This window comes from Streptomyces griseiscabiei (assembly GCF_020010925.1).
GTDB classification, from domain to species: domain Bacteria; phylum Actinomycetota; class Actinomycetes; order Streptomycetales; family Streptomycetaceae; genus Streptomyces; species Streptomyces griseiscabiei.
This window is the reverse complement of sequence record NZ_JAGJBZ010000002.1, coordinates 3,491,053-3,506,167: the sequence shown is the minus strand read 5'-3', so window position 1 is coordinate 3,506,167 and position 15,115 is coordinate 3,491,053. Positions and strand designations below refer to the sequence as shown.

Annotated in this window: 9 protein-coding genes; 7 read left to right on the top strand and 2 right to left on the bottom strand. The window is 69.5% G+C overall.

The genetic code is table 11. The annotated features are described in order from the left end of the window. The first annotated feature begins 5 nt into the window (after nt 1–5). The 6 genes from J8M51_RS32330 to J8M51_RS32305 all read left to right on the top strand — a co-directional run bounded on the left by J8M51_RS32330 (nt 6) and on the right by J8M51_RS32305 (nt 9,547). A complete protein-coding gene (locus J8M51_RS32330; RefSeq protein ID WP_086754351.1) occupies nt 6–1,052 on the top strand; it encodes a FecCD family ABC transporter permease in 1,047 nt (348 codons plus the stop codon). After that, entirely contained in the window at nt 1,049–1,903 is an 855-nt protein-coding gene (locus J8M51_RS32325; RefSeq protein WP_256964157.1) for an ABC transporter ATP-binding protein, read from the top strand. Before J8M51_RS32330 ends, J8M51_RS32325 begins: the two co-directional genes overlap by 4 nt. Continuing rightward, entirely contained in the window at nt 1,896–3,092 is a 1,197-nt protein-coding gene (locus tag J8M51_RS32320) for an alpha/beta hydrolase (RefSeq protein ID WP_086754313.1), read from the top strand. The genes J8M51_RS32325 and J8M51_RS32320 overlap by 8 nt, the downstream gene beginning before the upstream one ends. Next, entirely contained in the window at nt 3,089–4,849 is a 1,761-nt protein-coding gene (locus tag J8M51_RS32315; RefSeq protein ID WP_256964156.1) for an ABC transporter transmembrane domain-containing protein, read from the top strand. Before J8M51_RS32320 ends, J8M51_RS32315 begins: the two co-directional genes overlap by 4 nt. Further along, nucleotides 4,846–6,600: an ABC transporter ATP-binding protein gene (locus J8M51_RS32310; RefSeq protein ID WP_256964155.1), complete on the top strand. Its 1,755-nt coding sequence runs from the start codon at nt 4,846–4,848 to the stop codon at nt 6,598–6,600. The genes J8M51_RS32315 and J8M51_RS32310 overlap by 4 nt, the downstream gene beginning before the upstream one ends. A gap of 721 nt (nt 6,601–7,321) precedes the next feature. Next, entirely contained in the window at nt 7,322–9,547 is a 2,226-nt protein-coding gene (locus J8M51_RS32305) for an ABC transporter permease (protein WP_086754311.1), read from the top strand. 278 nt (nt 9,548–9,825) lie between these two features. Here J8M51_RS32305 and J8M51_RS32300 read toward each other — a convergent pair whose 3' ends face one another. Both J8M51_RS32300 and J8M51_RS32295 read right to left on the bottom strand, forming a co-directional pair. After that, nucleotides 9,826–11,109: a sensor histidine kinase gene (locus tag J8M51_RS32300; protein WP_267299649.1), complete on the bottom strand. Its 1,284-nt coding sequence runs from the start codon at nt 11,107–11,109 to the stop codon at nt 9,826–9,828. A gap of 520 nt (nt 11,110–11,629) precedes the next feature. After that, nucleotides 11,630–12,244 carry a TetR family transcriptional regulator gene (locus J8M51_RS32295; protein ID WP_218781405.1) on the bottom strand — a complete coding sequence of 205 codons (615 nt, stop codon included), beginning with the start codon at nt 12,242–12,244 and terminating at the stop codon, nt 11,630–11,632. Between the two features lie 554 nt (nt 12,245–12,798). On the opposite strand from J8M51_RS32295, the gene J8M51_RS32290 reads away from it, so the two are divergent. Continuing rightward, the gene (locus tag J8M51_RS32290) at nt 12,799–15,030 is read left to right on the top strand and encodes an alpha-L-fucosidase (protein ID WP_086754307.1); all 2,232 of its coding nucleotides are present in this window, start codon (nt 12,799–12,801) and stop codon (nt 15,028–15,030) included. Nucleotides 15,031–15,115 lie beyond the last annotated feature (85 nt).

The window sequence follows — 15,115 nt, the reverse complement described above, 5'->3', positions numbered from 1 at the left end:
CGCACATGTCGCGGGTGGACTTCGGGCGGCGGGTGCTGGTGCTGCGGCGCCGGCGGATCGCGCTACGGCTCCAGTGGCGCTCGATCGTCGTCTGCGCGGTGCTCGCGGTCGCGGTGGCCGGCACGGCCGTGCTCGCGCTGATGACCGGCTCGTACGCGCTGAGCCCCGGGCAGGTGCTCTCCGCACTGACCGGCCGGGAGAACGACATCGTCCACGACATCGTGGTCGAGTGGCGGCTGCCCCGGGTGGCCGCCGCACTGGTCTTCGGCGCCGCCCTCGGTGTGAGCGGCGCGGTCTTCCAGTCACTGCTGCGCAACCCCCTTGCCGACCCCGGCATCGTCGGGTTCACCCAGGGCTCCTACACCGGCGCTCTGGTCGTGATCCTGGTCCTCAACGGCACCTACGCGCAGCTGGTCGGCGGGGCGTTGCTGGGCGGGACGGCCACCGCCGTGGCCGTGTACGTGCTCGCCTACCGACGAGGGGTGCAGGGGTTCCGGCTGATCATCGTCGGCATCGGCGTCTCGGCGATGCTCGAGTCGCTCAACATCTGGCTGATCCTCAAGGCCGACCTGGACCAGGCGATGTCCGCCGCCGCGTGGGGTGCCGGGTCGCTCAACGGCGTGTCCTGGGACCAGGTCGTCGTCGGCGGCGTCTGCATCGCCGTACTCCTGCTGCTGGCCGGCATGTTGAGCCGGCCGATGCGGCAGCTGGAGCTGGGTGACGAGGCGGCGGCCTCGCAGGGGGTACGGGTCGCGCCCGTACGCCTCGGCCTGATCCTGGTGGGAGTGGCGCTGACGGCGACGGTCACGGCCGCGTCGGGGCCGATCGTGTTCATCTCCCTGGTCGCCCCGCAGATCGGACGCCGGCTCGCCCGCACCGCCGGGATCACCCTCGCCCCGGCCGCCTTCGTCGGCGCGCTGCTGTGTCTGGTGTCGGACTATCTCGCCCAGCACGTCGCCCCCACCCCGCTGCCGGTCGGCATCATCACCGTGGTGCTCGGCGGCGGCTACCTCGGATATCTGCTGTTCACCCAAGCCAGGAGACGCCTGTGAGCGCCACCCCGCCGGACACCGCGCGCCTCCGGGTGGAGTCGGCGACGATCGGCTACGACCGGCGGGTCATCTCCGAACGCCTCTCGGTGGCGATCCCCGACAAGTCGTTCACGGTCATCGTCGGCCCGAACGCGTGCGGCAAGTCCACCCTGCTGCGCAGCCTGTCCCGCCTGCTGAAGCCGTCGGCCGGTCAGATCGTCCTCGACGGTGCCGACATCAACTCCTACAGGACCAAAGAGGTGGCGCGCCGGGTCGGTCTGCTCCCGCAGACCTCGATCGCCCCGGACGCGATCACCGTCGCCGACCTCGTCGCCCGGGGACGGTACCCCCACCAGGGGTTCATCCGGCAGTGGACCGAGGGCGACGAGCAGGCCGTGCTCAGGGCGATGCACCAGACGTCGGTCGCCGACCTGTCCGGGCGCCTGGTGGACGAGCTGTCGGGCGGGCAGCGCCAGCGTGTGTGGGTGGCGATGGCGCTCGCGCAGCACACCGACATCACGCTGCTCGACGAACCGACCACCTTCCTCGACATCACCCACCAGATCGAGCTGATGGAGCTCTTCACCGACCTGCACCACCTCGGCCACACCCTGGTCGCCGTCCTGCACGACCTGAACCACGCCGCCCGCTACGGCACCCATCTGATCGCCATGAAGGACGGCGCCGTGGTCGCCGAGGGCACTCCGGACGAGGTCGTCACGGTCGAGCTGGTCCAGGAGGTGTTCGGTCTGCCCTGCCTGGTGGTGCCCGATCCGGTGGCCGGCAGCCCCCAGGTGGTACCGCTCGGCCGCGAACGAACCCGGCGTTGGTCCGTCGGCGACACCGACGTGGAAGGTGCGAGAAATGGCTGATCCGTCTGTCGGGAAACTGGCGACCGGTGCGTGGAGCCCGGAGAGGTTCGGACGACACCTCGCGGCGACGGGTGCACCGCTTGTCGAGCGGGTCTCCGCGGACGAGGTGGAGGTGACGTTCGTCGACGAGTCCGGGGACGACACGGTCACCACCCTCTCGGTGGTGATCGGCCCCAGGATCGGCTTCAACCCGATCGACGCGGAGTTCGCCCCGGTGGCGGGGACGCCGTTCCGCGTCCTCACCCTGCGCATGCGTTCCGACCTGCGCTTCTCGTACGTGTTCACACGACGTGGGCCGACGGGTGAGGGCGAACGGGTCCCGGACCCGTTCAACCCGGCCCCGAGGTTCTCGGAGTGCTCGGTGGAGCGGTTCTCCGGTGCCTCGGTGGCCGTGCTGCCCGACGCGGTGCCGCTGCCCTGGCTCGATCAGGCCGAGGCACGGCCGGCCCCGGCAGGGGACACCGCCGTGCCGGTGAGCGAGCTTCTGGGGGACGAGCGTCGCATCTGGGTCTCGATGCCCCCGGGCGCGTTCTCGGACGAGAGCGCGCTGCCCGTCGTGATCCACCTGGACGGGACGCCGGACCACAGCGCGCCGAGCGTCCGCGACGCCCTGGTCCGGGCGGGACTGATCCGCCCCTGCGTGGTGGTCCTCGTCGCTCAGCCCGCGCCGCGGCGCGACGAAGAGCTGCTCTGCAACCCGGCGTTCTCCCGGATGCTGGCCGAAGAACTGCTGCCGTGGCTCCGCGACCGGTATCCGCTCTCACGGGACCCCCGTGACGTCGCGCTGGCCGGCGAGAGCTTCGGCGGTCTGTGCGCCGGCTGGACAGCACTCCACCACCCGACGACGTTCGGCAACGCCATCCTCCAGTCCCCGTCGTGCGGGTACCACCCCGACCTCCGATGGGGCACCGGGGCGGGCGAACTGCTCCGCCGCACCCCCGTACCGACCCTGATCGCCGACTGCCTGGCCGCGGAAACGGCACCGATCCGGATCTTCCACGACGTCGGTGAGCTGGAGAGCTCGATCACCCACAGCCGCTGGCTGGACCACGTACTGACCGGCAAGGGCTACGACACCCTCTACCGGGAGTTCGCCGGCGGACACGACTACGCGTGGTGGCGAGGAGTCTTCGCCGATGCCCTGCTGTGGTGCTTCCCGCTCAGGAACACGGATCGGAGCCAGGCATGACGAACTCCCCGCGTTCCTCGGGCACCGACATCGCGGGACTGGGGCGAGGGCCGCTCACCCGCAGGCTGCCGGTGCTTCTGCTCGCTCCCGCCGAGCCCGTCGGAGCCCGGCCGTTCGAGTTCGGGCCGGGGACCACCCCGGGCCGGTTCCTCCTGCGCGTGATCTTCTCGGTGAGGCGGATCAGCGTTCCCGCGATGCTGCTGGCGATCGTGTGGCAGGTGGGCGAGTCCGCGGTCCCGGTGGTGATGGGACTCGCGATCGACCGGGCGCTGGCGACCGGGGACGAGGGACAACTGGTCCTGTGGCTCGGCGTGCTGGTGGCCCTCTACCTCGCGCTGACGTCGGCGGCGAGACTCTCGCTGCGGCTGACCGCCCATGCGGTGCAGGTGGTGCAGCACCGGCTCCGCGGCACCCTGTCCAGGGGCGTGCTGCACCCGGTCGGCGGCTCCGCCCGCGCGCCGGGCGGCAGCGTGGTCTCGGTGATGACGAACGACGTCGCACGCCTGTCGAACGCGGTGATCCTGGCGATCATCCCGGTGTCGAGGATCACGGCCATCGCGTTCATCGCCGTGTCGCTGCTGGCGACGCACTGGCTGCTCGGACTCGTGGTGCTGTTCGGGGCGCCGGTCGCGGTCTGGACGATGGGGCTGCTCAGCGAACGGCTCTCCCGGGACACCCGCGAGTACCAGGAGCTGCTGGCCTCCACGGTCGGCCAGGCCACGGACCTCGTCGCCGGCTACCGGGTGATCAAAGGGATACGGGCCGAGGCCGAGGCGACCAGCCGCTACCGGCAGGCAAGCCGGAAGACCCTGGTCGGCGCCAGGCGCAACGCGGGCCTGCTCGGGAGGTTCCTGGTGGGCTCGGGCGTGGTCAGCGGCACGTTCGTCGCCGCGGTGGTGGGGCTGGCGGGGTGGTTCGCCGTGGACGGACAGCTCAGCATCGGCGGGCTGATCACCGCCGTCGGCCTCGCCCAGGCGCTGCTGCCGCAGATCCAGGCGATCGCGAGCACGTCCGTCCCCAACCTCGCCGGCGCCCGCGCCTCGTCCGTACGTGTCCTCGACGTGCTGCGGGACAACGCCACGTCACCGGCGGGGCCTGAGGTCGCGACCCCGCAAGAGGTCACCGCGCTGCCGGAGTTGGACGTGGTCGTGCCGAACGCCTCCGGGCCCGGCGTGACGATCCGGGTCGAGCCCGGCGAGCTCGTGGGCGTGCGCGCCGACGACCGGACCGCCGCCCGTGTCGTCGAGGCACTGCTGGACCCGCGGGCCGAAGGAGGGGTCGAGGCACGGCTCGACGGGATCGAGGCGCGGAGGCTGTCCCCGGTCGAGTACCGCTCCCGGGTCACCGTCGCGCCGCACCGCGCCACGCTGTTCAGCGGCAGCCTCCGCGACAACGTCGCCGTGATCGCGGGCGCGCCGGAGCGGGTGGACGCCGCGGTGCGGGCCGCCGCCTGCGACGACTTCGCGGCCGACCTGGACGTCCCGGTGGGCGAGGGCGGCAACCGGCTCTCGGGCGGCCAGCGTCAGCGGGTCGCGCTCGCCCGCGCCCTGGCGAGCGACGCGCCGGTGCTCGTGCTGCACGACCCGACCACTGCGGTCGACTCGGTGACCGAGCACACGATCGCGGGCCGGCTGCGCGGTGTCCGGGCGGGCCGCTCGACGCTGCTGATCGCCTCGGCCCCGGCGCTGCTCGCTGCCTGCGACCGCGTCGTCGAGCTGTCCGACGACGTACCCGCGACCTTGAGGACCGCGCAGTGAACGACACCTCCGCCGCGCCCGAAACCGCGGCTTCCGATGCCGGGCCGCCCGGGCTGCCGGTGGCGAGCGGCCGCGAGACGGTCAGGGAGGTGTGGCGGCTCAGCCACGGCTACCGGCTCCGGCTCGCCGCGACCGGGGTGCTGGGGATCGTCAGCACCGGCGCCAACCTGATCGTTCCCGTGGCGATCGGCTCCCTCGTCGACCGCGTACAGGCCGGCACCGCGGACCTCGCCACAGTGCTGACCGTCACGGCCGTCATGACGCTCTCGGCGGTCCTCGGTGCCGCGGGCACCGCGCTGACGATCGTGCTCGCCACCCGCGTCTACCACTCCGTCCTCGCCGAGCTGCGCGAACGGCTCGTGAGCCGCGCCATGACGCTCCCCCAGCATCTCGTCGAGAGCGCCGGCACCGGAGACCTCATATCCCGGTCCAGCGACGACGTCACCGCCGTCGCCGACGCCGCCCCCGCCGTGATCCCGGTGCTCACCGTCACCGCCTTCACCATCGTCGTGTCGCTGGGCGGGCTCGCGGCCCTGGAATGGCCCTACGCTGCCGCCTTCGCCGTCGTGCTGCCGGTCTACGCGCTGGCCGTACGGTGGTACACGCGCGTCGGACCAGGGGTCTACCGCGCCGAGCGGACGGCGATGAGCGCGCGAGCCCAGCAGATCCTGGAGTCCCAGCGCGGCTACGCCACCGTGCTCGGCTTCGGGCTCGCCGAGCAACGGCACCGGGCTGTGATGACGAACTCCTGGCGTGTCGCGGGGCAGTCGCTGCGCGCACGCACCGTGCTGAGCATGCTCAACGCCCGGCTCAACTTCGGGGAGTGCCTGAGCCTGGCCGCCGTACTCGTCGTCGGCTTCGTCCTCATCGACCACGACGCATCGACCGTCGGCGGCGCCACCACCGCCATGCTGCTCGTGCTGCGCCTGCTCGGACCGGTCAACCAGCTGCTGCTGGTCATCGACACCCTCCAGTCCGCCCTCGCGTCGCTGAGCCGCATGATCGGGGTGGTCACGATTCCGTTCAGCTCGTCGGACGTCCCGGCGCGGGCCGCGAGCACCGCCGTACAGCTCGATGAGGTCTCCTTCCGTTTCGACGGGGGTCCACAGGTGCTCGACGACATCACCCTCACCATCCCGTCCGGTCAGCGCGTGGCCGTCGTCGGCGTGTCCGGGGCAGGCAAGACCACGCTCGTCGGTGTGGTCGCCGGCACCCACCTGCCTGAGGCAGGGACGGTCACCCGCCCCAGCCGTACTGCGATGATCACCCAGGAGGTCCACGTCTTCGCGGGCACCCTGCGCGACAACCTCACCCTCGCCGCACCCGGGGCCACCGACCACGACCTCCATACGGCGCTGGAAGCCACCGGCGCCACATCGATCCTCGATGGTCTCCCCGACCGGTTGGACACCCTGCTGGGTATCGGCGGGCACCCGCTCACCGACGCCCAGGCGCAGCAACTCGCCCTGACCCGCCTGTTACTCACCGACGCCGACCTGATGATCCTCGACGAAGCGACCGCCGAGGCCGGCTCCGCCTACGCCGGACAGCTCGACCGCGCTGCTGATGCCGTCCTCGCCGGGCGCACCGCCGTCGTGGTCGCACACCGTCTCTCCCAAGCGGCAGCCTGCGACCGGATCATGGTGATGGAGCACGGCCGGATCATCGAGACCGGCACGCACGCAGAGCTGGTTGACGCCGGTGGTGTGTACGCCGGGTTGTGGACGGCATGGGAGGCCGCTCGGAGGTAGCAGCGTCACCGGGCCGGGATTCGCCGCGGCCTGGGGAGCTTGCCGTCCTGGGTGGGTCGGTCGGGGTGGCGGGGCCGTCGGGCGGTGACCTGACGGCCGGTCGGCCGAGGCGCCCACGTGCCGCTCCACGGCCAAACCCCACCGAAGAATCAAGGCCCGGCTCGAACCATGCCTCCGAATCTTCCGGATGAGGCCCGGTAGTACTCCAGTAGCAACCGCCGCCTCCCAATTCACTTCCGGGGTACCGGGGGCGCGCGGGGAACCACTCACATAATGGGGGCGAACCCTTAAGAGGCTCTAATCCTCAATGGCTCTATGGCTCATAGCTCTATGCACGTCATTGGCAGAATGGAACCTTTTCACGAGCTCCGCACGAAACAATAAATCTCACTTCTTCAAGCCTCTGACCAAGGACTCGCTCTTGTCACCGCGGCCTGAGGAAAAATCACCGTCACCCTGCAGACGGCATCTGCGGGACATCGGCGTGCCCTCGTGGCGGTGACCGTATGAGCCAGAACCCACGGGCCAATGCCGCCTTGGACCGCATCGAGCCGTGAGCCCGGAACTGGCCGACAAGTCCGTGCAGTTCCCCGCCCGCATCGAAGAACTCATCCGGCTGCCCGGCGAACTCAGAGCGGGGAGCGGGAATCCGCGCACCGCAATTGCGCACTCTGCACAGCCGGCGCATGTTGCGCCCGACTACGCCCATCAGGAGCACGTCATGGAAACACCGACCCCCGTCGCCGAGATGAGCGGGCGCGAGCCGGATTCACCGGACGCGGACCGGAAGCGAGAGATCGTCAAGCGCGCCTTTCTCTTCCTCATTCCTTTCCTCATGGTCACGATGATGTACGCGACCTACATGGGCACCATGCACTCACCGAAGACCCGGGACATGCCGGTCGCCGTGGTCGGCTCGGGGGCTCTGGCCAAGTCCGTCGTCAGCGAACTGGAGTCCGTTCAGGACGGCGCCGCCGATCCCCGACTGGTCACCGACCGCGGGAAGGCGCTCGGCCTGCTCGAGGACCGTGACGTCGCCGGTGTCCTGCTGATCCCCGCGGACGGCTCCACGGAGGCGACCGTCTACACCGCCCAGGGAGCCGGTGCCTCGCAGGCGGGAATGGTCAAGCAGATCCTGGCCCCCGTGGCGGCGGGCCACGACTGGACGACCAAGAACCAGGACATCGCGCCACTGCCCTCCGGGGACAGTGCGGGCATCGCCGTGCTGCTCGCCGCGATCGGCATGATCATGGTCGGGTACGTACCGCTGAGCGGGATGATGACGGCGGTGCCCCACCTGCTCGCCCTGCGCAGGTTCCTGCCGCTGCTGGCCGGCTGGGCGGTGATGACGAGCACCGTGACCTGGCTGATCCTGGGGCCGATCGTAGGGGCGGTCGACGGTCACTACCTGTCGTTCGTCGGGATCGGCCTGCTGGCGACGGGAGCCGTGGGCATCGGTCAGCTGCTGTTCGCCAGGTTCCTGGGCGGGCTGGCGCTGCTGCCCGGCATGCTGCTGTGGGTCGTCTTCGGCGTGCCCTCCTCCAACCTCGCCACGCCGATCCACGCGATGCCCGGCTTCTTCGGCTTCCTGCACGACGTGCTGCCGCTGCCGGCCGCGGGTGAGGCACTTCGGTCGGTCATCTACTTCGACGGCCGGGGAGTGGGCAAGCACCTGCTGACACTCGCCGTCTGGATGGTCGCCGCCCTCGCGCTCGCCCTCCTCATGGAGCGCCGTAAGGGTGCCGCCCTCGCGAACGTTCCGGAGTCCGACAACCCCGACGCTCCGCGGCCCGCGATGTCCGGCGGCCCGGTGCGTTCCAAGCGGCTGAGGTACTTCGCGGTGGCCGCTTTCCCACTGGCCATCCTCACCGTCGTCGTCGGCATGATGAGCGCCTCGCTGCACCAGCCGGAGATTCGCGACATGCCCGTCGTGGTCGTCGGCGCCTCCCAGGAGCAGGCGGAGCAGGCGGCCACCGGTCTTCGGGAGGGACTGGGCGACCTGGTCTCCCTGACCACCAGCACCTCCCTCGACAAGGCGACCGATCGGATCCGCGAACGCGAGGTCGTCGGCGTGTATGTGCTGCCCACCGCCAAGGGCGGCGAGGCGACGCTCTACACCTCCGCGGCGGCGGGAGCCGGCCAGCACAACGCACTGCGGGGGATGTTCCAGCAGATCGCCCAGAGCCAGAAGACACCGCTGGAACTGACCGACATCAAGCCGCTGAACGCCTCCGACTCCAACGGCAGCAACAGCATGTACGCGGCCATGTCGTGGATCATGTCGGGCTTTCTGATCATGGCGGCGCTGCGCGGCGGCGCACCGGAGATCAGGCGGCTGCGTCAACTGCTGCCGATGATGGCGGGCTGGGCCGTGGGCATGGCCGTGTGGCTGTGGGTGCTGTTCGACATCCTGATCGGCGCGATCAACGGTCACGGCTGGGCCATGGTCGGCTTCGGAGCACTGACGATCTTCAGCATCTCGCTGTTCACCGCGGTGTTCACCCGCACCCTCGGCATCGCCGGCGTCATTCCCGTGCTGGTGATCGCCCTGATGATCGGGGTCCCGGCATCCGGCGGAGCCATCTCCCTGTACATGGTCCCCGAGGTCTTCCGCGACCTGAACAACGTCCTGCCCCTGCCCGCCGCGGTCGACGTGGCCCGCGCCGCTGTCTACTTCGACGGCGCCGGCATCGGTGGCCACCTTGCGACGATCGTCGGCTGGGGCGCCGTATGCCTGTTGCTCAACGTGGTGATCGACCGGTGGATGGCGCGCCGTGACCTCAAGTCAGGCGGCACCGACACGGACGGCGATTCCGGCACTCCCGGGGCCGGCCCGGAAACCGAGGAACCCGCCCTCAGCCTGACCGGCGCAGGCGACACCGGCGCAGGTGACACCGCCGCCCCCTCCCGCCGCGGACGGAGGCGGATCGCTCGCACACGTTCCTGACCGTGAGCGAACTGGCTTGAACCCCTTGGTGTGCGACTGTCCGGCTTCCCGCGCCCACTGTCCCGGTGTGACGACCGGCGACCGTGGGCGCGGGAGGCCGGCCGCACTCGTTCCACGGACAGGTGGCCGAGTGGCGGTGGTCCTGGAACTGCTAGGCACAGCCCGAAGTCGGCGCCCGATACCGTCAGTTGCACGACGACCCCACCGGACCAGACTGCATCCACCGACCTCCCCCGTCCACCCAGCCGCCCAGCTTCGTGCCGCCGAGTCGGCAGAGGTCATGCCGGGTGTGCGTCCGAGGCCATGTTCGCGAGCGGGGTCCGAAGCAGTACAGCTCGAACGCTCCAGCCGCCTTCGGAGTTGGGGCCGGCGGTGACCATCCCCTGGTAGAGCGCGGCGCGTTCACGCATGCCGAGAAGCCCCTGCCCGCCGCCTTCCCGGGACTGATGCCGTTCGACGGCGGGGGGACCCGAATCCTCGACGGTGACGTGCACGGCATCCTTCTCCGCGATCAGGGAGACACGGACCGTGGTGTCGTAGACGGCGTGCTTGAGGGTGTTCGTCAGGGCTTCCTGGACTATGCGGTACAGGGCGAGTTGCAGTCCTGCGGGCAGGCCGGTCAGGTCACCGGCCGTATGGAGGCCGACGTCGGGACCGGCCGCACGAATCCGCTCCAGCAGAGCGCCGAGGTCGCCGACACCCGGCTGGGGGCGGAAGGGAGCCTCATGAGGCCCCTCCTCGCGAATCCCGGTGAGGAGCCGGCGCAGGTCGGCCAGGGCACCACGCCCGCTGTCAGCGATGATCCGCAGGGTGTCCGCGGTCTGCTTCGGCTTGGTCTCAGCCAGCCCTGCCGCACCGTCGGCCAGACCGACCACGACGGCGAGGGTGTGCCCGAGGATGTCGTGCATCTCCCGGGAGATGCGTGCCCGCTCCATGGCCTCCGCGAGGCGGGCCCGCTGGTCGCGCTCCACCTCCAGACGCGCCGTCTGATCCTCCAGGGCGGCGATGTAGGCGCGCGCCACGCGGCCGGCCAGCCCCAGGCCGGCTATCGCGAGGATGCAGAGCACCAGGTCGGTGGTCACGGCCAGGGGGCTGTCGATCCGTTCGATCTGTTTGTCCGGCGCGAACGTCATGATCGTCACGATGGTCTGGGGAACGGTGATCGCGACGGCGACGACCAGCTGGACCGGAGGAGCAAACCGGGCAAGATTGTACAGAATGATCAGTTGCGCGAGAAAATGAGCGTAGGTGAGAACCCCGGACACGGCCTCCGCCACGGAGAAGGCCGTGATGACGGCGAAGACCAGGAAGGGACGACGCTCCCGCGCGAGCAGGGGGACGGTGAACCCGATCATCACCATGAGCGCGACCAGGAAACCCGGATCGGACCCGACGGCGCTGTCCAGGAGACCCGGGACACCGAGAGCCGCGCACACCAGTGGCGCTGCCCACTGCCTGACTCGGGGGTGCTCCTGACTGGCCCGCTGTATCGATACCAGCCACGCCAGCAGCCGCACTACCGTGCGATGCTCCGGGCCGCCCAGCAGACTGCCGGGTTCCACCGGGCGAACCCTCGAGGAAGGGGTGGTCACTTGATGCGTCTCCGGGATGCATGCGGACCGTCCGCCGTCCCTGAGGGGGAAGGACCGGCGGACGGCGGCTGACAGGAAGCGGCTCACGCCCGCGATCCGTTCTCGTCGCGGAAGAAGTGCGGAGGGGCCGTCGCGCAGCCCGTACTTCACGTTAAGGGCGATGCCTCGACAGCGCGCAGGACCGGAGAACCCAATACCGGGGCGGCAGTTACTACCACGGTAGGGGTCACCTTCCTCCGAAGGGACGCACACCGAGTGCCGTGACTCCCACCTGTCCTTCCGGAGAGGGTCACTCCTACGCAACTACCGGTCAATCCCGTGGTTTTCGCTTCTCAGGTGCCCTGCTCGTCCCGCAGAAGATCACCGGCCTGGACACACGCCACAGGGCACCAAGGGCGGGGCCGAGGTGTACCGCCGGCGGACGGGTCAGAGAGGCTCGTGGGCGCGGCCGGGCACGGACGAGTCAGTCCCGCGGACGGGCGCGGACGAGTCAGTCCGAGACCACATCACGCAGGCGGGCGCAGGCGCGGCGGTAGACCTCGACCAGATCGGCGTCGCCCTCCGGCGCCCGGTCCGAAGCCCACTCGTCGAACGCGGCGCGCAGGGTGACGCCCACGATCTCGAGCATCATCCGAACCCGGAGGTCCACGCGCTCGGTACCGGTGGCGCCGGCCAGAAGTCGGAGGAATCGTTGGCCCTGTTCGGCCTCCTGACCCAGCGCCGCGCTGCGCAGGGCCGTGTCCCGCATGAACAGGGCGCGGACCCGCCGAATGCGGTCGAGCACGTCGGCCGCGTCGACGCTCAGGTCACCCAGCGCCGCGGCGATGACCTCTTCGATGCCGCGAAGGTTCAAGGACCTGCCCTCGGTATCGCCCAGGCGCGCGACGAAAGCGGACTCGAAGGCCCGGTGCGGCCCCAGCGCCGTGTCCTCCTTCGTCGCGAAGTACCGGAAGAACGTGCTCTGCGAGACGCCGGCCGCTCGCGCGATCTCAAGCACGGTGGTGCGCTCACAGCCCTGCTTCTCGAACAGGTCGAGGGCGGCGTCTTCGATCTCGGCCTGCGTTGCCAGGCGGCGGCGTTCCCGCAGATCCGGCTTACCAGTCACAGGCGTGACGGTAGCAGGTACCGAGCTGGAAGGCACTACACAGATGGGAGTGACTCTCACGGTGTGGAGGAGCGGTCGCCATACATGGGATGAATGGAGCGATGGTGGCTGCCGACTTCCGTTCAGCGAGCACTCGATCCAGCCCTCCACGGGGGACGCGGCAGGGCCTCCACGCATTTCGTCAAACGCCTTGGCAAATTCTGCGACCTCGCCGCGCACAGCCCCTTGACTCGCGATCCACTCATAACCCATGGTCAGACGCGAGAGTGCCGTTCAGGCCCGCCACAGACGTTCACGCGTCGTTCCGCGACCCGGTAGCGCGTGAATCACTACGAACGAACTCTTGTCATGGTCGGCAACCTCGACGTAACGTCCTCACCGCTCAGAGACATAGGAGCAATCCGCAGCTGCTCTGCACGGCGTTTCCGCCTGAAGCACGTGGACCCTCTTCCCTCACCCCTCCCCCAGCCGGGCGCCGAACGCCCGCACTGGGGCCTCTCCCGCGGTCCTCGCTGTCCACCACCGGGACCCTCAGTTGCCTTGGAGGCTTCTCCATGCCGAGAGCGATCAACAGACGGCGGTTCCTCGCCGGTACCACGGCCGTCGCTGCGGCAGTGGTCTCGGGCGGCCTGTTCGGCGCCGGTCGCGCCCTGGCCGCGCCGTCCACCTACACGCCCACCTGGGACTCGGTGAACCAGCACCCGGCGTCTCCCGAGTGGTTCCAGGACGCCAAGTTCGGCGTCTACTTCCACTGGGGTGTCTTCAGCGTCCCCGCCTACGACAGCGAGTGGTACCCGCGCAACATGTACTTCAACAACAGCGGGGTCAACCAGCACCATGTCGCGACCTACGGCACCACGTCCGCGTGGCCGTACCACAACTTCATCAACGGGGCGAACGACAAGGCGGGCAACTTCACCCAGTTCAAGCCCAGACTGAAGTCGGACGGCGGCAATTTCGACCCCGCCGAGTGGGCGCAGCTGTTCGTGGACGCCGGGGCGAGGTTCGCCGGACCGGTCGCCGAGCACCACGACGGCTTCTCCATGTGGGACAGCCAGGTCAACGAGTGGAACTCGGTCGACAAGGGCCCGCAGCTGAACCTGCTGAAGCTGTTCACGGACGCCGTCCGCGCGAAGAACCTCAAACTGCTGGTGTCGATGCACCATGCCTACAACTACCTCGGCTACTTCCAGGGCGTACCGGCGCAGTCCGACCCGAGCCTGAAGAAGCTCTACGGACAGTTGGACAAGGCCACGGAGGACCAGCTGTGGTACGACAAGCTCAAGGAAGTCATCGACCTGGCCGAGCCGGACATCATCTACCAGGACGTACACCTGGACAAGATCGCTGAGCCGCAGCTGCTGAACTTCCTCTCCTACTACTACAACCGGGCCAACTCCTGGGGCCGCGAGGTCGTCGCCACCTACAAGGACGGCTACAACAGTCACGGCGAGGTCTTCGACTACGAGCGCGGCGGCCCGGCCGACCTCACGTCCCCGTACTGGCTGACCGACGACAGCGTCTCCAGCAGCAGTTGGTGCTACACCGAGGGCATCGGCTACTACACGCCGCAGCTGCTGCTGCACGCCATGATCGACCGGATCAGCAAGAACGGCACCGTCCTGCTCAACATCGCGCCGAAGGCCGACGGCACCATCCCCCAGGGCCAGCGCGACATCCTGCTGGGCATCGGCGACTACCTGAAGCGCTTCGGCGAGTCGGTGTACTCGACCCGGGCCTGGACCGCCTACGGCGAGGGGCCGACGAAGATGGGCGGCGGCACCTTCATGAACCCGAGCGCCGGCACCGCGCAGGACATCCGCTTCACCCGGAACAAGGCGAACACCACCCTGTACGCCACGGTCCTCGGCTGGCCCGGCAGTTCACTGACCGTCAGGACGCTCGGCTCCGGTCGCGTCGACCTGGGCTCGCTCACCTCGGTGAAGCTGCTGGACAACACGGCCGGTACCTACATCGACCTCCCGACCCGCACCCAGGACGCTTCCGGGCTCAAGGTGACCCTGCCGTCGTCGGCGCCGTACTCGGCACCCATGTACGTACTGAAGCTGACCTTCTCCGGCCAGATCCCCACCCTGCGACCGGTCGACGGCGCCCTGGTCTTCACGGACGTCGGCTACGGCGGTACCTCGGCCGCGCTCGGCCTCGGCGACTACACGGCCGACCAGTTGGACCTGCACGGGCTGCCCGCGCTCAGCATCTCCTCGCTGAGGATCGCCCCGGGGCAGCGGATCATCGCCTACTCCGGCGACAACTTCACCGGCACCCAGTGGACGTTCACCGCCGACAACACCGACCTGCGGGTCACCGGCCAGAACGACAAGATCACTTCGCTGAAGGTGCAGTTCGACCCCTCCACCTACCTCAAGATCGTCAACTACACCGACGGGCTGGCCCTGGACAGTGGCGGCAACGTCGCCGACGGATCCGCCCTCAAGCAGTGGCACTGGTTCGACAGCGCCAACCTCCAGTGGCAGGCGGTCGAGGTCGGAGGCGGCTACTACAAGCTCGTCAACCGCGCCAACGGCATGGTCGCCGACAGCTGGGGAGCCACCTCCAACGGCGCCACCTGCAAGCAACTGGCCTGGAACGGCCACACCAACCAGCAGTGGAAGATCACGCACCGCGGCGGCGGCCAGTACAACATCGTCAACCGCACCACCGGCAAGCTCCTGGACGGCGGCGGCAACGTCTCCGAAGGCGCTGTCGCCAAGCTGTGGGACTGGGGCAACAGCACGAACATGCAGTGGACCGTCAGCCCCGTGTGACCCGTCTCCGCGAGCCCATGACCTGGTGCGGGTCGAACTCCGGCCCGCGCCGAAGGCGAACCACCCACCACAAGTGAACAGGGAG